General features: G+C 32.5%; 18 protein-coding genes. 10 read left to right on the top strand and 8 right to left on the bottom strand.

Translation table 11 applies throughout. From position 1 onward, the window contains the following. Positions 1 to 5: 5 nt before the first annotated feature. Entirely contained in the window at positions 6 to 2093 is a 2088-nt protein-coding gene (locus FLAK523_RS11725; protein ID WP_248903597.1) for a copper-translocating P-type ATPase, read from the top strand. A 424-nt stretch (positions 2094 to 2517) separates the two neighbouring features. On the opposite strand, the gene FLAK523_RS11720 is transcribed toward FLAK523_RS11725, so the two are convergent. Genes FLAK523_RS11720 through FLAK523_RS11710 form a run of 3 tightly spaced genes read right to left on the bottom strand, consistent with a single transcriptional unit; the run spans position 2518 to position 3949 of the window. Continuing rightward, positions 2518 to 3006: a nuclear transport factor 2 family protein gene (locus tag FLAK523_RS11720; protein ID WP_248903595.1), complete on the bottom strand. Its 489-nt coding sequence runs from the start codon at positions 3004 to 3006 to the stop codon at positions 2518 to 2520. A 36-nt stretch (positions 3007 to 3042) separates the two neighbouring features. Continuing rightward, on the bottom strand, positions 3043 to 3696 hold the full coding sequence (locus FLAK523_RS11715; protein ID WP_248903592.1) for a class I SAM-dependent methyltransferase: 654 nt from the start codon (positions 3694 to 3696) through the stop codon (positions 3043 to 3045). After that, positions 3689 to 3949 (bottom strand): hypothetical protein, encoded by a 261-nt coding sequence (locus tag FLAK523_RS11710; protein ID WP_248903591.1) that lies wholly within the window; start codon positions 3947 to 3949, stop codon positions 3689 to 3691. The genes FLAK523_RS11715 and FLAK523_RS11710 overlap by 8 nt, the downstream gene beginning before the upstream one ends. A gap of 509 nt (positions 3950 to 4458) precedes the next feature. Between FLAK523_RS11710 and FLAK523_RS11705 the strand changes: the two genes are divergently transcribed. After that, positions 4459 to 4845: an acyl-CoA thioesterase gene (locus FLAK523_RS11705; RefSeq protein WP_248903589.1), complete on the top strand. Its 387-nt coding sequence runs from the start codon at positions 4459 to 4461 to the stop codon at positions 4843 to 4845. A gap of 159 nt (positions 4846 to 5004) precedes the next feature. Here FLAK523_RS11705 and FLAK523_RS11700 read toward each other — a convergent pair whose 3' ends face one another. Genes FLAK523_RS11700 through FLAK523_RS11690 form a run of 3 tightly spaced genes read right to left on the bottom strand, consistent with a single transcriptional unit; the run spans position 5005 to position 7112 of the window. Next, a complete protein-coding gene (locus tag FLAK523_RS11700) occupies positions 5005 to 5571 on the bottom strand; it encodes a GNAT family N-acetyltransferase (protein ID WP_248903587.1) in 567 nt (188 codons plus the stop codon). Positions 5572 to 5578: 7 nt separating this feature from the next. Continuing rightward, positions 5579 to 6835, bottom strand: coding sequence for a mechanosensitive ion channel family protein (locus FLAK523_RS11695; protein ID WP_248903586.1), 1257 nt, complete (start codon positions 6833 to 6835; stop codon positions 5579 to 5581). Further along, entirely contained in the window at positions 6828 to 7112 is a 285-nt protein-coding gene (locus FLAK523_RS11690; RefSeq protein ID WP_248903584.1) for a DUF3817 domain-containing protein, read from the bottom strand. The genes FLAK523_RS11695 and FLAK523_RS11690 overlap by 8 nt, the downstream gene beginning before the upstream one ends. Before the next feature lie 102 nt (positions 7113 to 7214). Here FLAK523_RS11690 and FLAK523_RS11685 point away from each other — a divergent pair, with 102 nt between their 5' ends. The 3 genes from FLAK523_RS11685 to FLAK523_RS11675 all read left to right on the top strand — a co-directional run bounded on the left by FLAK523_RS11685 (position 7215) and on the right by FLAK523_RS11675 (position 10890). Next, on the top strand, positions 7215 to 7745 hold the full coding sequence (locus FLAK523_RS11685) for a DUF6155 family protein (protein ID WP_248903582.1): 531 nt from the start codon (positions 7215 to 7217) through the stop codon (positions 7743 to 7745). 109 nt (positions 7746 to 7854) lie between these two features. Further along, positions 7855 to 9411 carry a DEAD/DEAH box helicase gene (locus FLAK523_RS11680; RefSeq protein ID WP_248903580.1) on the top strand — a complete coding sequence of 519 codons (1557 nt, stop codon included), beginning with the start codon at positions 7855 to 7857 and terminating at the stop codon, positions 9409 to 9411. A 141-nt stretch (positions 9412 to 9552) separates the two neighbouring features. Continuing rightward, positions 9553 to 10890, top strand: a complete 1338-nt coding sequence (locus FLAK523_RS11675) for a DEAD/DEAH box helicase (RefSeq protein WP_248903578.1) — start codon at positions 9553 to 9555, stop codon at positions 10888 to 10890. A gap of 359 nt (positions 10891 to 11249) precedes the next feature. On the opposite strand, the gene FLAK523_RS11670 is transcribed toward FLAK523_RS11675, so the two are convergent. Next, positions 11250 to 12443 (bottom strand): multidrug effflux MFS transporter, encoded by a 1194-nt coding sequence (locus FLAK523_RS11670; RefSeq protein ID WP_248903575.1) that lies wholly within the window; start codon positions 12441 to 12443, stop codon positions 11250 to 11252. A 356-nt stretch (positions 12444 to 12799) separates the two neighbouring features. On the opposite strand from FLAK523_RS11670, the gene FLAK523_RS11665 reads away from it, so the two are divergent. The 4 genes from FLAK523_RS11665 to FLAK523_RS11650 all read left to right on the top strand — a co-directional run bounded on the left by FLAK523_RS11665 (position 12800) and on the right by FLAK523_RS11650 (position 15791). Then, positions 12800 to 13420 (top strand): Abi-alpha family protein, encoded by a 621-nt coding sequence (locus tag FLAK523_RS11665; RefSeq protein WP_248903574.1) that lies wholly within the window; start codon positions 12800 to 12802, stop codon positions 13418 to 13420. A 148-nt stretch (positions 13421 to 13568) separates the two neighbouring features. Then, positions 13569 to 14465 carry a restriction endonuclease gene (locus tag FLAK523_RS11660; RefSeq protein WP_248903572.1) on the top strand — a complete coding sequence of 299 codons (897 nt, stop codon included), beginning with the start codon at positions 13569 to 13571 and terminating at the stop codon, positions 14463 to 14465. Between the two features lie 234 nt (positions 14466 to 14699). Further along, entirely contained in the window at positions 14700 to 15143 is a 444-nt protein-coding gene (locus FLAK523_RS11655; protein ID WP_248903570.1) for a hypothetical protein, read from the top strand. 153 nt (positions 15144 to 15296) lie between these two features. Then, the gene (locus FLAK523_RS11650) at positions 15297 to 15791 is read left to right on the top strand and encodes a hypothetical protein (RefSeq protein WP_248903568.1); all 495 of its coding nucleotides are present in this window, start codon (positions 15297 to 15299) and stop codon (positions 15789 to 15791) included. A gap of 210 nt (positions 15792 to 16001) precedes the next feature. Here the strand turns inward: FLAK523_RS11650 and FLAK523_RS11645 are convergent, their stop codons facing one another. Beyond that, positions 16002 to 16433, bottom strand: coding sequence for a peptidylprolyl isomerase (locus FLAK523_RS11645; RefSeq protein WP_248903566.1), 432 nt, complete (start codon positions 16431 to 16433; stop codon positions 16002 to 16004). 594 nt (positions 16434 to 17027) lie between these two features. Between FLAK523_RS11645 and FLAK523_RS11640 the strand changes: the two genes are divergently transcribed. Next, on the top strand, positions 17028 to 17978 hold the full coding sequence (locus FLAK523_RS11640; RefSeq protein ID WP_248903564.1) for an NAD(P)-binding domain-containing protein: 951 nt from the start codon (positions 17028 to 17030) through the stop codon (positions 17976 to 17978).

The following is a 17978-nucleotide window of genomic DNA, read 5'->3' as shown; positions in this document are numbered from 1 at the left end:
ACTAAATGGAGAATCACGAACACCAAAAGCATGAAGAAATGGACCATTCGAAGATGGATCATTCTAAAATGAATCACGATAAAGAAGATCATTCTAAAATGAATCACGATCACGGTAATATTCCAATGGGAATGGCTGGACACGACCATCATAAAATGATGATTGCCGACTTTAAAAAACGGTTTTGGGCCACATTGTTCTTAACCGTACCCATCCTATTCTTTTCACCGATGATTCAGGAATTCTTTGGATATGAAATTCTGCTTCCCGGTAATCCGTATATCCTTTTTGCGCTTTCCAGTATTGTTTATTTCTATGGTGGTTGGCCTTTTTTAAAAGGCTTTTTGTCTGAAATAAAAAAAGCTGCTCCCGGAATGATGACCCTGATAGCTATGGCTATAAGTGTTGCTTATTTTTATAGCTCCGCGACCGTTTTTGGTTTAAATGGTGTCGATTTTTTCTGGGAACTGGCTACACTAATCGCAATTATGCTTGTGGGGCATTGGATTGAGATGAAAAGTGTTCTAGGCGCATCAAAGGCCTTACAATTATTGGTGAGTATGATGCCCGCAGAAGCCCATAGAGTGAATGGCGATATCGTTGAAGATATTCCTCTTGAAGATTTACTTAAGGATGATATGATATTAGTAAAACCCGGAGAAAAAATTCCCGCTGATGGAATTATAGTAGAAGGATCCAGTTACTTGAATGAATCTATGCTTACCGGAGAATCTAAACCTGTAAAAAAAGAGTTGAACGATAAAGTAATTGGCGGATCGGTAAATGGAAATGGCTCCTTAAAGGTAAAAGTAGAGCATACGGGAAAAGACAGCTACCTAAACAAAGTTATAAAAATGGTTGAGGAGGCTCAAAAAACCAAATCTAAAATGCAAAATCTTTCTGATAGAGCAGCTAAATGGCTTACTTATATAGCTTTAGCTACTGGTTTTGGTACACTTGCCGTATGGTTAGTTCTAGGATTTCCTTTTGTTTACGCTTTAGAACGTATGGTTACAGTAATGGTTATTGCTTGTCCACATGCTTTGGGGCTTGCAATCCCGTTAGTAGTTGCCATATCTACGGCAGTTTCAGCACAAAATGGTTTATTGATTCGTAATAGAACAGCTTTTGAAGAATCACGTAAAATATCGGTATTGCTTTTCGATAAAACGGGGACATTGACTAAAGGTGATTTTGGAGTTACAAGAATTGAATCTACAGATGAAAAATACACCAGTGAAGAAGTATTAAGACTAGCGAGTGCCCTAGAGCAAAGCTCTGAACATCCAATTGCTGTTGGAGTTATTAAAAAGATTAAAGAAAGTAATGGTATTATTCCAAAGCCTGAAAATTTTATGGCCATTACCGGGAAAGGTGTTGAAGCGGATGTTGAAGGAAAAAAAGTAAAAGTGGTTAGTCCAGGGTATTTGAGGGACGAAAAAATAACCATTCCCGAGGACGCCTATAGCGATGCCGCTGAAACTGTAGTTTTTGTATTAATTGACGGGAAATTGGCTGGATATATTGCTCTTGCAGACGAAATCAGGCCAGAATCCTATGATGCCATAAAAGTATTCAAAAAGAACAATATCAAAGTATTAATGGCTACGGGAGATAATGAGATAACTGCTAAAGCAGTAAGCGATAAACTGGGATTGGATGGATACTATTCAGAAGTGCTCCCACATCAAAAAGTTGAAATTGTAAAAGAACTTCAAGCTAAAAATGAATTTGTGGCTATGACTGGTGATGGCGTAAATGACGCTCCCGCATTAGCACAAGCGGATGTTGGGATTGCTGTTGGTTCTGGTACCGATGTGGCAGCCGAAACAGCAGATATTATTTTGGTAAACAGTAATCCACAGGATATTGCCAACTTGATTTTATTTGGAAAAGCGACTTATAACAAAATGATTCAAAACCTGGTATGGGCTACTGGCTATAATGTTGTTGCCATTCCACTGGCTGCAGGAGTGCTTTATTCTTCCGGATTTGTTTTAGGTCCAGCAGTCGGGGCTGTATTTATGAGTTTGAGTACTATTATTGTTGCCATCAATGCTCAGTTGTTGAAGAGAAAAATCAGCAAAAAATAATTACAACAACAAACTCATAATGCTTTATAGAACCATCCTGAGTTTGTTTTCAACGAAGTGCTACAAAACTCCATTTATACTAAATGATAAAGCGAAGTTTTTAATGCTGATGCGATTGATTGTGTTCTGTTATATGTATTTCAGATTGGATCTGATTTTTTGGTAATTACGAGATTTATATTTTGGAGATATCCACCTAAAATACTAATCATTAAAAGACCACATTAAGAATTAAGTACCCAAAAAGCGATGGGATTTCCCTATCCTTTTTTTCACTTTAAACATATCTTCTTCTTGTTTTTTCTTAAATTGATTTTGCTGTTTTTTCCATAATGGAATAATCTGAACCAAGTATTGAAAACGCTTTCTGTATCGGTTTTGTATTGTTGGATAATTTGAGAGAGGTTGTTCATTATTAATGCATCTATTTCAAGTTTCTAGAAGAAGAATGTGTATTGATTATTTTCCACTTTTCATCTAATTTCTTTAAAATTGAAGTTGCCACTCCTTTCTTAGTTATAGTTCTCGTTTCTCCTTTATCATTAGCTTTTAAAACAATGGTATAAACATACGTTTCTGTTGTAAACGCATAATTACCATCAACCTGAGTATCGATTTGATAATTCGAAAATGTAAAACTTTTAAAGTGTCCCAATTCTGGACCTAAATGATGCTCTATGTAATTTTTGTAAGTACCTTCAATACCTCCAGATTCAAAAACTTTTGAGTCTTCTGTAAAAAGATTAAAAGTTCCTTCTGTTGTTAAATTTTGAAGCGCATCTTTATATGACTTCATAACTGCTATAACTGCATCATTATCTTTAGATATGCTTCTGTCTTCATTCTTATTTTGAGCATTAGCTATTGTCACAAAAAGAATCATTAGTAAATTAATCAATTTTAAGTTTTTCATTTTTTTTTTTAAATTATTGTTTATTAAATTATTTATTTAAGTCTTTTTTACTGCATTAAAATAAGAAAAAGTACCAATTAATGTGTTTATAGATTTAGAAACACTTACGTCTAGAAATCCTGCATTACTAATAAATTGAGGTATTTTGCCTTTAACATTATCATTTGTAGTTTTAAAACCATCCAATATTTGAACTAATCTGAAAGTAAAACGCATCATAATATTAGATGCTTTTCCCCAATCGGCAATAATTAATTGTCCATTTGGTTTTAAAACACGATTAATTTCTTTCAGACAATTACTTTTTGTTTGTGCATCTAATTGATGAAATACCAGACAACTATATACTTTATCGAATTGATTATCTTGATAAGGAAAAGTAGTACCATCATATAAATTTAGAGGAACTTCAAGATTGTTTTTTGCTAGTTTATAGGCTGTTATTTCTTTTACCTTTGGGTCAATATCTAATTCTTTTAAATCAATATTTGGATTTTTATTTTTGATTAAAATTAAATTTTGTCCTGTACCAAAACCAAATTCTAAAATACATTCTTTGTCTTGAGGGTCTATATGTTCTACTAACAATTGTCTAAATTTCTTTTCAGGCATTGTTAATTTTATGGCTAAATCATAATAAACAGTCAGGAAATCATATCCTAAAGCTGGAATAAATTTTTTATCACTCATTTCCTAATTGTAAAGAGGAGGTAATCCCAAGGCTAACGACTGAACTACCGCATAATTCTTGTCCGCATTTTTCATTACATCCCTCGATATTTTTACTGTTTGAATGGGACTCAAAATAATCTTTCTTATCTCTCACAGAAGACATCGCTTTAGTACTAGATTGTTTTTTAGAATTACCCCCACAAGCAAAAGTAGTCGTTGGCATCAAAAAAGTGCCAAGAATTACTAATACTATAATGTGAATTATTTTCATAATTAAGAATGTAGAATTTCAAAACTAAGAAAATATATTAAATAAATCGTATTGGTTTTGTTAATATTTTTCATAATTACCGCTTTACAGTACTTATTTTTCATATAATAAATGATAGTTTGTTTTGATTTTAGGGCTAATTTTATTTAATGGTGTCAATTTTAAAACTAAAAATCAAACAGACTTAATAATTCATTATTAACAGTAGAAATTTGTGACTATTGTATAAAGTGGATTTTTCTGTGAAATGCTTTAACTGTACGGTTTACACAAACTGCTAATTATGGATTTAGTTTGTATGAAAGCTATAAATTCTCAAGTTTTTATCATTGGACCTTTATTGATACACATAATTGTTAGAGTAAATTAATCTAGATTGCCACAGATAATCAATTCGCTTTTGTGAGTTTCAGTAAATTAATAACAGGCCTTTTTATGGTTGAAATATTATAAAGCAATTATGATTTATAATATTTAATGGCTTAATTTTATATAATAAAAAAAAACATATGCGATTTCACACTAGAAAATGGGTAAAACCCGAAGACCTAAACCCAAACGGAACCTTGTTTGGAGGTCAATTGTTAGCTTGGATTGACGAAGAATTGGCTTTGTACACCATTGTTCAATTAGAAAATTCAAGAGTTGTTACCAAGCACCTTTCTGAAATTAATTTTAGGAGTTCGGCGAAACAAGGAGACATTATCGAAATTGGTATTAATGTCGTTAAATTCGGAAATAGTTCCCTTACGCTAAAATGCGAGGCACGAAATATGATGACTCGTGAAACAATTATTTCGATTGATAAAATTACTATGGTGAATTTAGGTGCCGATGGAAAACCAAAAGCCCACGGAAAAACGGAAGTTGAATATGTAAAAAACCTTTTATTGTAATAGCGGTTATTTATTTTCGCCTAATATATGCGAATCAAGGGTTCGAATGTGCCTATCGGCACAAAATACAGGCTTTCAACCCTTGATTCCTCTAATATATTAAACAATATTAAATCTGATATTAACACTGAATAATCGAATTCATTGTTTTATGAGTTTTTATATAATGTTTGTTTTTCTATCGTCAGTTTCTAAAATAGAATACTCGAAATTGTCAGACCAGCCTGATTTTAAGGGTAATAGTTGTCTTCCTCGGCCTTCTCGAATCATTCCTGCTTTTTCAAGTACTTTTATAGAGCCAGGATTATCAACTGCACAACCTGCTTGAATCCTATGAAGGTTTAATGAATTGAAGCCAAAGTCTAAGATTAAATTTAAAGATTCGGTGGCATATCCATTTCCCCAGTGATCCGAATGTAATTTGTACCAGACTTCCCCTCTTCGGTGTTTAGAAGCCCATAATTTCAGACCAAAAAGACCAATGAATATATTCTCTTTAATCGTTTCAATGGCAAAGGTATAACTTAGGATTTCTTCCTGTTCGTTAGCTAAAACCCAGGATTCGAGTATTGTTTTGGTTTGCTCAATATTTTCGGGAATTCCTAAAGTATTGAATTCGTCCGTTTCCGGTAAGCAATGTAATATATGAATCGCATTTAAATCCGAAAAATCAACCAACCTCAATGTTAATCGTTTGCTTAGTAATTCGGATTTATTGCTTTTCATTTTTATATTATTTTAAATAATCCCTTTCAGAAGGTAATTCAAATACCTCCAAATCAAAGTATTTTACTGATGCGAAAATATGATCAAAAACATCCGACATTACATATTCATAGTTTTCCCATCTTTTATCCTTCGAAAAAACATAAATCTCTATAGGAACACCGTGAGAAGTTGATTGCAATTGACGACACATCAATAGCATTTCTTGGTTTAGAGCTGGATGATTTTCTAAATATTGTGTGATGTATTTCCTAAACAATCCTAAATTAGTAAGGTTCCTACCATTGATAGGAATGGATTTATCAACTGAATTTGAATTGTTGAATTTATCAATATCCCTTTTTTGAGAATCAATATAAGAACTTATAATTTCAATATCCTTTAGATTATTTAATTCCGATTCTTCGAGAAAACGAATACTGCTTGTCTTTATAAGGATGTGTCTTTTAATACGTCTTCCTTCAGAATTTAGCATTCCTCTCCAGTTTTGAAAAGAATCTGAACTCAGGCTATAGGTAGGAATGGTAGTGGTTGTATTATCAAAATTTCGAACTTTAACCGTAGTTAAGTTGATTTCGATAACATCACCGTCAGCCCCAAATTTATCCATTGTAATCCAATCACCTATTCGAACCATATCATTGATAGATACTTGAACACTGGCAACAAATCCCAAAATGATATCTCTGAATATTAAAATAATCAAAGCTGAAACAGCTCCTAAAGTAGTTAAGAGATCTTTAGGGTTAATTTCAAATAATTTAGAGATGATAATTGTAACACCAACCATCCATAAGACAATCATAATAACCTGAATGAAGCTATCAATAGGCTTGTCGCTATAACGTGGTTTTAATTTTAAATAATCCCTTAAAGCATTGAATATGGTACGGATGATCCACAACACCAGAAATACAATATAAATACCAACCAGTTTTCCAAAAACGCCTTCCCAGTATTCAAACTTGTTTAAAATTATGGGTACCGACTTATAGATTAATAACAGCGGGATAAGATGGGCAATGTACTTTGCCGTTTTATTCGAAACTAATAAATCATCAAACTGGGTTTTAGTTTTTTGGGCTACAAACACCATTACAGTTACTAATACAAGTCTAAAGACAACATAAATAAAATACGCCAATACACAAAGTAAGACGATATTTATGATCAAACTGGTATAAGTAGCAAGACTATATCCCATTCCCCATTTACGAAATAGGGGATAGAGAAATTTGAAGATTTGTTCTATTAGTTTATACATTTTTCAAGTATTTCTTATCTACGTAAAAGGTCCCAAAAGGAACTAATGAAGCCGCTAATATAATTCCGAAGTCTTTCAAAGACCATTTTTGGGAATTCTTAAGTAAAATTGCCAATAAAACATAACCAATAAATAAAACTCCGTGACTCATACCTATAGGATATAACAGTGTTTTATATAGATCAAAATTGTTAGGCTTAATTAAAAGCATATTAGAAAATAAAACCAAATAGGATATTCCTTCGAGAATCGCTGTAACCTTAAAAATCTTGAGCATTAAATGTAATTTAAGTAATAATTTACAAAATTAAGTATTATCATTGATTATTGAAGTATTCAATTTTAAAGTAATTTACTTTTGTATTCTTAAACTTTGATTATGAGCAAAAGGGATTTAAAAAAATATCTGTCTGAACTGAATAAAGAGCAACTCGAAGAGCAAATTATCGAGTTGTATGAAAAATTCAGTCCTGTAAAAGTATATTATAATTTTGTTTTTAACCCAAAGGAGGAAACGCTGCTACAGGAGTGCAAACTAAAGATTTCTAATGAGTATTTCCCCATAAAAAAAACTGCCAGAGGCAAAAGCAAACCCAAAATGCGCCGTTCAGTCGCTCAAAAATACATCAAGCATTTCACGGTATTGGGTGTAGATCCTTTTGTAATTGCTGATGTGATGCTTTATAATGTCGAAATCGCCCAAGCTTATTCTACTGATCATCCCATTAAACAGGAATTGTTTTATAAAAGTATGTTCAATTCTTTCGAACAGGCCGCAAAATTCATAATTGCTAACGGAATTTTAAATGAATTTAAAAAAAGACTTAACGCAATTCAAGGTGAAACACGCATTCAAAAATGGCATAACGAAGCTGATTTCAGTACAATTATGGAAAGAATGGAGTTTTAAATATTTCTTCAATAGTTTAATTTTATTAATTCAATCCCGATATTTTGTCTAATATTTGATAGATAAACTGTTTTTTAGACGTATTTTTGCAAAAATCCAACAAAAAACAATGTTTCAAAATACCATAGAAATAGAACAAGAAGAAAAAAAAGAAGTCAAAAAAGAACTATACGATTATCAACAAGGGGACATCGATGCCATTTTTGATCGAATAGATAACGGACCACAAAATCATCATTTACTGTATCAATTACCTACAGGTGGAGGAAAAACGGTTGTGTTTTCTGAAATTGTGCGTCGCTATTTAACTAAACATAATAAAAAAGTTGTTGTTCTTACGCATAGAATTGAGCTTTGTAAGCAAACTTCAAAGATGCTTAAAGGCTTTGACGTAAAGAATAAAATCATCAACTCTAAGGTTAAAGAACTTCCAGACCAAAATGAATATTCTTGTTTCGTGGCCATGGTTGAAACATTGAAAAACCGTATCAACGATGAGAAATTGCATCTTGATAATGTAGGTTTAGTAATTATTGATGAGGCGCATTACAACTCATTCCGTAAATTACTAAGTTCGTTCAAGAACGCATTTATATTAGGGGTTACTGCAACGCCTTTGAGTTCAAATATAAAATTGCCTATGCATGAAAGCTACAATGAATTAATTGTAGGGGACACCATTAGCTCTTTAATTAAAAATGGCTTTTTAGCTAAAGCGACCACTTATAGTTTTGATGTTGGATTGACTTCATTAAAAGTGGGTATTAACGGAGATTATACCGTAAAATCTTCTGATGATTTGTATACAAATTCAGTAATGCAAGAGAAATTATTGCATGCTTACACTGAAAAATCATTGGGTAAAAAGACGCTTATTTTCAACAATGGTATTAACACCTCTTTGTATGTTTATGAAACATTTAGAGAAGCGGGTTATCCTATCAGGCACCTTGACAATACGTGTAATAACGAGGAGCGTAAAGACATTTTACAGTGGTTCAAGAAAACCCCTGATGCCATTTTATCTTCTGTAGGTATTCTTACCACAGGATTTGATGAGCCTACGGTGGAGACTATTATATTGAACAGAGCAACAAAATCACTGACATTATATTATCAGATGATTGGTCGTGGTTCAAGAAAATTACCTAATAAAGACGGATTTACAGTAATAGATTTAGGAAACAATGCAGCCCGTTTTGGTCTTTGGAGCGAACCGGTAAACTGGCAACATATTTTTAAATCGCCTGAATTTTATTTAGAGAATTTACGTGATGATACGGAGATTGAATTGTATTTTAAATACACTATGCCACCGGAATTGCGTGCTAAATTCAGCAAAACTGCCGAAGTAACTTTTGATGTCGATGAAGAGCACAAACTAATCATTGCGCAAAATTTACGTTCTAAAGTCGTTCTTGATAAATCCCTGGAACAACATTCATCAATGTGTGTTGACAATACCGAGGATTTAAGAGACGCTAAAGGCTTAATGCGGGAACTAAATGACGATATCGATTGTCGTATCAAGCGCTATTCTAAATGTTTGAGCCAGTGTAGCAAGAATTATAAAGAATGGCTTATTGATGACTATAAATTAAAATTAGTTTTATTGATAGGGAAGAAGTATCGTGAGAAAATCATGAACGAACCTGATGAAGAATAAGAAATAATATAAGGAGCTAATCCCGCTGTACACTATATCTGTTGTGGTGAACACCACCACAACAGGATGTCGTTTCCATCAGGGCTAAGAATCCAGAATACAAAACAACTATTTATTATAAATATAATAATCCAAAAAAAAATGCCAATACAATTCTCTGATTTAGGAATTTCAGCACCTATTTTAAAAGCGCTTACCGAATTGAAAATTGTTGTACCAACAGAAATTCAACAAAAAACTATTCCGTTATTATTAGCTAACACAACTGATTTAGTTGGGCTTGCCAAAACAGGTACTGGAAAAACGGCTGCTTTTGGATTGCCTCTTTTACAATTAATAGACACAAATTCACCTACTGTTCAAGCAGTGATCTTAGTTCCTACAAGGGAATTAGGACATCAAATTTTTAGAAACCTGGAAGATTTTGCAAAATACCTTCCTGAAGTTTCTATCGCTGCTACCTGTGGTGGAATCCCAATAAAACCTCAAATGGAGCGTTTAACGGCACCTACACATATTGTTGTGGCTACACCGGGACGTTTGATAGATTTAATTCAACGCAAAGCCATAAACCTTAAGGAAACTAAATTCATGGTGCTGGATGAAGCCGATGAAATGGTGACTATCCTGAAAGAAAGCCTTGATGAAATCGTTGCCGAATTACCTACAACACACAAAACACTTTTGTTTTCGGCTACTATGCCAGGAACCATAAAGCAATTAGTTCAAAACTACTTGAATAAAAACGTGGTTCAAGTGAGTGCTAGTATGGAAACAATAGGAAATCAAGGAATTGACCACGAGTATATCGTTGTTGATCCTATTGAGAAACTTGATGTTTTAATGCACTTCTTAAATTCTAAAGAAGGAGAACGCGGAATTATCTTCTGTAAGACTAAGGCAGCAGTAAATAAATTAGCGAAGAATTTGGCTATCAATCGTTTTTCATCTGGAGCATTGCACGGAAGTTTATCACAAGGAATCAGAGACCGTATCATGGAGCAATTCCGTGAAGGTCATATCAATATATTAGTGGCTACTGATCTTGCCGCAAGGGGAATTGACGTAAAGGAAATTTCGTATGTAGTCAATTACCATTTGCCTGACGTTTATGAAGCTTATGTACACCGAAGTGGTAGAACGGCTAGAGCAGGAGCAAAGGGACTTTCTCTAACGGTATTGCAACCGGAAGAAGAAAAAGAAATTGCCGACTTCGAAAAAGAACTTGGTATAAAATTTACCAAATTCAAAAAGCCTTCGGTTTCAAGTATTGAAGAAAACAACACCCTTTTATGGGCAAAGCAAATCTTTAAAACAAAACCCAATCACGAGGTTGACGCCGAATTAAAAACAAAAATAAAAACGGTATTTCATCATTTGACTAAAGATGAATTGATCGAAAAATTATTGGCTAATTATTTGTTGCAAAACAAAAATGAACCAGCCGAAAAGCCAGTTAAAAGACAAAAAATGAAATAATCTCAGTATTTCTTCATAAAAAAACCTTCCTAAATTCATACTTAGGAAGGTTTTTTTATATAATTTGTAAATACTATAGTCCTATGTTTTTTTGTCATATCGAGCGAAATGTCATTGAATTAAGTAGTTTATCCGTCACTTCGAGTGATTTTAAACATTTATGCGATAGCTTTAATGTTTGCAATTGTATCGAGAAGTCTCTAAAACAAAAAGGGTTCTCGATACTTCGTAATAATTTTCTATCGCAAATTATTACTCAACTCGAACTGACGAACCCTTAACTTAATGACATTGATATCGAGCGCAGAAGCTTAGGACAATTGGACTAATTTATAAACATCAATAGTTTTATGCTCACTTTAATATTTAACGGTAATGGTTCTTTTTCCAATAGTTAAAACAATTAATGCCGTAATCGTTGAAACAGTCATTATTACAGTCATAGGTATCATAGAATCTTTCACAAACATTCCCACCGCAAAAGAAGCCAATGCGCCAAAACCAAGTTGGATTGCACCCATCAGCGCCGAAGCGCTTCCTGCATTTTTAGCAAAAGGAGCCAGAGTCAATCCTGCCGTGTTTGGGTTTGAAATCCCTAAACAACCCAAGAAAAGAAACAACATTGCAATGGTTTCATACATTCCCAAAAGCTGATTTATGGCCAATATTAAAAAAGTAATCGCGATAACTGATTGCGTGATTAAAGCACCAAAAATCATTTGTTCACTGGAGAACCATCTCAACAAATAAGAATTAAGTTGACTGGCACTAATAAAACTCAGCGACATAAAAGCAAAGATCAAACCGTATGTTTTGGCATCCACTTTCAAAATATCCATAAATAAGATAGGAGAAGCGGCCACATACGTAAACAAGCCGGAGAAAGCGATTGCTCCAGTAAAAGTATAAGTGTAAAACTGTGGTTCTTTCAATACGTTCCAGAAATTAGTTAAAATTGGTTTTGGTTTCAATGAAATCGAAGTATCCGGTGTGTAGCTATTGGGTAAACCAAAATGAGAAGCCAATAGAATAACAATACCAATGCACATTAAAATGAAAAACACGGTATGCCATCCGTAAGCATCTGTAACAAATCCACCAACAGTAGGGGCAAGCATAGGAGAAAGTCCCACGACCAGCATCAATAACGAAAAGACTTTTGGGATGTCCCTAACTGGAAATAAATCACGAACCATGGAAACCGAAGCCACTGTGGCAGCACAACTCCCCACGGCTTGTATGAATCTTAAACCTATAAAAGTATCGATATCCTTAACAAAAACACAACCCAAAGAAGCCAATATGTAAACCAACAAACCGATAAACAACGGTTTTTTTCTTCCAAAACGATCCAGTAACGGACCATAAAGCAATTGTCCCGCTGAAATCCCTATGAAATAACTCGACAGAGTCATGGCAACTTTGGCAACTGAAGTATTTAAATCCAAAGCAATCCCCGAAAATCCAGGTAAATACATATCAATAGAAAACGGCCCTAGAGCCGTAAGAGAACCTAGAATCAGGATTAATTTAAAATAACGGGCTTTAGTCATGAAGGCTTTAATTTTTGGGCAAAGGTAAAAAATTAAAGTGCTAAATAGACTCTTTAACTAAGTATATAACATTTACAAAGGCTAGATTAATATTAAAAACTTCGGTTTATGGTTTACTGTAAAGTAAGGGTTTTCAAAAGGAGTTGTTTTGAAAAAACTATATAAAAGAAAGTAGTTTTTATCAGAATATTCGGTATTAATTTATATATTTGAAAATAAATAATCGCTGATATTTATCAGACAAAACTACCCAATTTAGGGGTGATATGCCTGACAACGTCAGTAGTATATAATAGTTGTAGGTAATTTTGTAATACCATCTCGAATAAACTAATAATCATAAATAAACTAATAAAATGGGAGCAGTAGGTGATATTATTAATTCAAAGCCAATCGAAAGTTTGACTATTTTTTTTTCTGAAATAGTAGGCAAGCCATTAGTTGACGGAGCGGGAATTCTTTATGGTGACGCTGTGAAAGCCAAAAGAATATCAAATACATTAAAATTAGAAGAGAAATATAAACTTGTAAAGTCTGATGAATCTAAACCAACTGCACTTTCTTTCGGGTATAAATTATTAGAAAAAGCATCTTTGGAAGATGACGAAAATCTGTTGGAAAAGTGGGCCAATCTTTTAGGAAATGCTACCGATAAGAATTACGAAGGCTCAATCAGAAAAATATTTATTGACACTCTCGAAAGCCTTGAACCGATTGACGTGAAAATATTTGATGACATAAATAAATTTTGCCTTTCTCAACATAGTAAATACGAAACTATGGTTACTTTAAATGGTTCAGATTATGAGAAAAAAGAATCTCTTAACGTTTTACTAAGTCTAGGATTAATAACTTATGGAGTAACCATAACAGAAGGTATAAAAATTGGAGGTCATTCACCTACGACTTTCCATGGATTACAAAATTTCAAAGTAACTGAAATGGGTCAAAGTTTTTATAAATCTGTCAGCAAATAAAACTACCTACTACAGATGTATTAATATAGTGTGTGATTTAGTCAATTACCGTTCCGCACCCTATTTTCTGCAAAACTGAAAATTAAAAAGTTTCGAACCACACAATTTGAAAGCAACCAAACGTAGTGCATAATAAAAACAAAATAATATGGAATTACCAAAATATCACGAAACGTTCATACCAGTATTAGAAATTCTAAATACTGTAGAATCAATTAAAAGTAGAGAATTGGCATCTAAAGTTCGTGATAATTATTATTCAGTACTTCCTCAAGAACTTATGAACCAAAAGACTAGTTCTGGAGCCAACGTTTTACTTGACAGAATTCTATGGGGCAAATCATATCTAAAAATGGGGAAATATGTTTCATACCCAAAAAGAGGTTTGGTTCAAATAACTGAAAAGGGAAAAAAAAGACTCGCTATAGGTAATTTACCTTTACATGATCTTCAAAATGACCCAGATTTTATAGATCATCGTGAATCTGTTGAAAGCAAAAAAGAATACGAAATAGAACTTGATATAGTTAGAGTTGAAAATGCTTCCCCACAAGATTTAATTGACTCTGGGTTTTCAACAATTGAAACGGAAGTAAAATCTGAACTTTTAGAAAAACTTAAAGAAATAGACCCGTACTATTTTGAAAAGGTGATTTTGATTCTTCTTAAAAAAATGGGGTATGGAGATTTTATTGAAACATCAAAATCAGGTGACGGTGGAATTGATGGAATAATTAATGAAGATAAATTAGGTCTAGAAAAAATATACACTCAAGCGAAACGCTACAACGAAAATAAGGTGCGTGAAAAAGACATTAGGAATTTCATTGGAGCAATGAGTGGAGATACAAGTAAAGGAGTTTTTATTACAACATCAACTTTCGATGATTCCGCTATTAAAAAAGCAAAAGAAGCACATCACAGAATAATATTAATTGATGGCTTAAAATTGGTTGACTTAATGCATCAGTATAACGAGGGAGTTCAAGTAAAAACTGTTTATGAAGTTAAAGAACTTGACAATGACTTTTTTGAAGAAGATTAACTAACTCGATCGTCAAAAAGTTTAATTAAGAATAGAGTAGGAGCCATACTCCAATAAAAAACCTGACAAACAAAGTTGAATTTTCAACAAAGCTTGTCAGGTATATTTAAAAAATATAAAAATATTATTTTGATTATATATTAAGATTAGCATGATTTATATATTAAGAATTGCTAAAGAATGGTTAAGTTCGTATAATTTTACAAATACTTAACCTACAAAAAAATGATTGCTATGAAAAAAATTACTTTGTTGTTTTTTATGATTTCTTTATCTGTTTTTTCTCAAGAAACAAAAATAAAGGCTTATTTAGAAAAAACTGAAACTATATCTTTTGATCAATATGATTTGATTAAAAAAGTAAATCAATTTTATCCTGATATTTTAGTTTCAAAACAAGTTAAAAATACTTTTAAAAACGATTTGAAAACAAATGAATTAATTGAATCATATTTAGTTTTACCAACTCCTACTGATTGTTCAGATTATTCTGTTTTGATTTATCCAGATAATTCCGCAGTTGATTATTCTTATCAATTAAAAGATAAAGCCTATGTTTTTGGAAATGTTAGACTTTTTAATGGCTCAGTTTATAGAACTTATTTTAGTGCTGAAGGTAATAAACGAATTTCACGTTATTACATTGATGGTAAACTTATAAATGAACAAAAAAATTAATTATTAAGCCAAATCGCCATTAAAAATCCCCGAAGTATCAAGTTTTCGTTAAGCCGAAAATTGAGCGTTTATGAACTTCCAGCCATCTCAAAGCAGTAATACTTTAAGCGGTCAGCTTAGAAAAGCGAACCTTAAACATAAAAAACACAAAGAATGAACGTAATTGAAATAATTAAAGACCAAATAATTTCTGCTAAAGAAAAGACAGATAATTTTATTAAAAATATCGAATTAAAAAAGTGGAATATTTCACCAGAAATTATTGAAACGAATATGAACTGGCAAATTGGACATCTGATTTTGGCAAACTATTTACACGGAATAGCTTCTATTTCAGGAGCAAACGAAAAAGTCAGTGAAAGAATTAATATGCAAAATTTCATAAAATTTTATGGACCGAATTCAACGCCACATATGTTTTTAGATGAAAAACCGAAAAATGAAGAACTATTGAAATTATATGAATTCATCTTTGAATTAATTTATCTAGAAATAAGTAAAGTTAAAATTGAAGAATTAAATAGTCCAACTGAAATCCCAAATCCAAGTGCAAAAACTAAATATGAAGCATTAACGACTTTATTTAAACATCAATCTTGGCATAATGGACAAATTGCAATTTTGAATAGAATACTAAGTAATAACTAAAAACCCGATCGCTCGGATATCTAATCGAATTTTCTTAAACAACGATGGCGTGGATTTTCAATCCGTACACACATCATTTCCACAAAGAAAATCTACAAAGGGAAAAAGTTTAATTAAGAATAGAGTAGGAGCTATACTCCAATAAAAAACCTGACAAACAAAGTTGAATTTTCAACAATGCATGTCAGGTATATTTTAATTTGGGTTGTTCTATTCAGAAATAGCCACAACTTCAAGATCAAAAACAAGATCTTTACCGGCTAAAGGATGATTTCCGTCTAGAATAACACTTTCTTCTCTAATTTCAACTACCATTAAATTCATTTCTTGTCCTTCTGGAGATCTAGAAACTAATCCCATACCAATTTCAGGAGCCATATCTTGTGGTAATTCACTCTTTGGTACTTCAACAAACAAATCTTGACGAGGATCTCCGTAAGCGTCTTCTTTAGCAATGTTTATCGTTTTTTTCTCATTTAATTTCATGTCAATTAGGCCTTTTTCGAAACCAGGAATCAATTTTCCTTGTCCTAAAGTAAATGATAAAGGTTCTTTCCCTTCAGATGTATCAAATACGTGTCCGTCAGCTAATTTTCCTGTGTAATGTACTTTAACCGTGTTGTTCTCTTTAACTTGAGTCATATTTTATAATTTTAAAAATCCTTCGTTTTATTAATAAAAAGATCTTAGTTTAAACTTAATTAGGCTGTTTATTGCCAAAACTGAGCCAAAAAACCTTATTTTGAAATAAAAATTCAAAAATTGATTAAAAAAGGGTGTTCCTTTTATCAAAAGGCAATTATAAGCTAAAAACTACTTTTTTTAATGTATTTATTCCCTCTGAGTTCAATAATCGGAAAATGTGTCAGGCAGACAATTCTTTTTTAAACCACATAAAAACTTCGTTTTGTAAAGCCTTAAATTGGTCTAATCGATATTCAATATTTTTTTTTCTATGTTGTATAATAATTTTTTATATATTTGACTCATAGAAGTTATAGTAACAAATTGTTACAGGTTTATTTTTTATCTTAAGGAAGAAATTGGAAAAATAAATTTACGTCTTACAGAAAATCTCTGTATACCTTAATTAGTTAATAGCTAATTTGGTGTGCAGAGATTTTTTTTTATGCCAAATTTAAAAGCTTTAAAATTAGAAAATAGTGCGCATTTTATTATTGTAAAACAGTAGCGTACAGAATTATAAAATAAAAAGTAACTTAATAAATTAGACCTATGGCAACCGTTATTAGATTAAAAGAAATACAAGCTATACTCCCAGATATAGACGTTGTAGCAGCAATGGAAGAAGGATTTATTCAATATAGTAATGGAAACACTGTTGTGCCTCCAGTAGGGGAATTACTCTTTGAAGACCCCAAAGGAGATGCACATATCAAATATGGCTATATTAAAAACGATGATTATTACGTCATTAAAGTTGCTTCTGGTTTTTATGACAATGCTAAATTAGGGATACCTTCCAGTCAAGGTTTAATGTTATTATTCGATCAAAAAACGGGAGTTCCAAAAGCAGTCTTACTAGATGAAGGATATCTAACTGATATTCGTACTGCAGCAGCAGGTGCATTGGCAGCCAAGTATTTTGCACCAAAAAAAATAAGCGCCATAGGAATTATAGGTACTGGGATACAAGCAAAATTGCAATTGGAATACCTTCAAAAATACACGCCTTGTAAAACCGTTTGGATTTGGGGACGTACTAAAGACAAGGCTGAAAAATTCGCCAAGGAATTAGGCCCTGATTTTGATATTCATATTGCCGAAACACCAGCCGAACTTGCACAACATTGTAATCTAATTGTGACTACAACACCTTCGGAACTTGCTTTATTAAAAGCAGCAGACATCCAAAAAGGAACACATATCAACGCGGTAGGTTCAGACACAGAACACAAACAAGAATTAGAAAGCGTATTACTAAAAAAAGCCGATATCGTTGTGGCAGATAGTATTCCGCAAAGTAAAAGTAGAGGTGAAATTTTTAGAGCAGTACAAGATGGGGCAATTCTAGAAGATAAAATCATTGAGTTGGGTACTGCCATTCAAAACCCAAAATTACAACGACAAAACGAAGATCAAATTACAATTGTTGATTTGACAGGAGTAGCTGTACAAGATATTATGATAACCAAAGCGGTATATACTGCTTATTTAAAAAAATAA

Source organism: Flavobacterium sp. K5-23 (genome assembly GCF_023278045.1).
GTDB lineage: Bacteria > Bacteroidota > Bacteroidia > Flavobacteriales > Flavobacteriaceae > Flavobacterium.
Note: the sequence above shows the minus strand (reverse complement) of the source record. Positions and strands in the feature narration are given on the sequence as shown.

What these genes read in the sequence shown, in the direction of transcription:
- FLAK523_RS11725 (WP_248903597.1), top strand. Translation starts at nt 6, where the DNA reads ATGGAGAATCACGAACACCAAAAGCATGAAGAAATGGACCATTCGAAG.
- FLAK523_RS11720 (WP_248903595.1), bottom strand. Translation starts at nt 3,006, where the DNA reads ATGAAAAACTTAAAATTGATTAATTTACTAATGATTCTTTTTGTGACA.
- FLAK523_RS11715 (WP_248903592.1), bottom strand. Translation starts at nt 3,696, where the DNA reads ATGAGTGATAAAAAATTTATTCCAGCTTTAGGATATGATTTCCTGACT.
- FLAK523_RS11710 (WP_248903591.1), bottom strand. Translation starts at nt 3,949, where the DNA reads ATGAAAATAATTCACATTATAGTATTAGTAATTCTTGGCACTTTTTTG.
- FLAK523_RS11705 (WP_248903589.1), top strand. Translation starts at nt 4,459, where the DNA reads ATGCGATTTCACACTAGAAAATGGGTAAAACCCGAAGACCTAAACCCA.
- FLAK523_RS11700 (WP_248903587.1), bottom strand. Translation starts at nt 5,571, where the DNA reads ATGAAAAGCAATAAATCCGAATTACTAAGCAAACGATTAACATTGAGG.
- FLAK523_RS11695 (WP_248903586.1), bottom strand. Translation starts at nt 6,835, where the DNA reads ATGTATAAACTAATAGAACAAATCTTCAAATTTCTCTATCCCCTATTT.
- FLAK523_RS11690 (WP_248903584.1), bottom strand. Translation starts at nt 7,112, where the DNA reads ATGCTCAAGATTTTTAAGGTTACAGCGATTCTCGAAGGAATATCCTAT.
- FLAK523_RS11685 (WP_248903582.1), top strand. Translation starts at nt 7,215, where the DNA reads ATGAGCAAAAGGGATTTAAAAAAATATCTGTCTGAACTGAATAAAGAG.
- FLAK523_RS11680 (WP_248903580.1), top strand. Translation starts at nt 7,855, where the DNA reads ATGTTTCAAAATACCATAGAAATAGAACAAGAAGAAAAAAAAGAAGTC.
- FLAK523_RS11675 (WP_248903578.1), top strand. Translation starts at nt 9,553, where the DNA reads ATGCCAATACAATTCTCTGATTTAGGAATTTCAGCACCTATTTTAAAA.
- FLAK523_RS11670 (WP_248903575.1), bottom strand. Translation starts at nt 12,443, where the DNA reads ATGACTAAAGCCCGTTATTTTAAATTAATCCTGATTCTAGGTTCTCTT.
- FLAK523_RS11665 (WP_248903574.1), top strand. Translation starts at nt 12,800, where the DNA reads ATGGGAGCAGTAGGTGATATTATTAATTCAAAGCCAATCGAAAGTTTG.
- FLAK523_RS11660 (WP_248903572.1), top strand. Translation starts at nt 13,569, where the DNA reads ATGGAATTACCAAAATATCACGAAACGTTCATACCAGTATTAGAAATT.
- FLAK523_RS11655 (WP_248903570.1), top strand. Translation starts at nt 14,700, where the DNA reads ATGAAAAAAATTACTTTGTTGTTTTTTATGATTTCTTTATCTGTTTTT.
- FLAK523_RS11650 (WP_248903568.1), top strand. Translation starts at nt 15,297, where the DNA reads ATGAACGTAATTGAAATAATTAAAGACCAAATAATTTCTGCTAAAGAA.
- FLAK523_RS11645 (WP_248903566.1), bottom strand. Translation starts at nt 16,433, where the DNA reads ATGACTCAAGTTAAAGAGAACAACACGGTTAAAGTACATTACACAGGA.
- FLAK523_RS11640 (WP_248903564.1), top strand. Translation starts at nt 17,028, where the DNA reads ATGGCAACCGTTATTAGATTAAAAGAAATACAAGCTATACTCCCAGAT.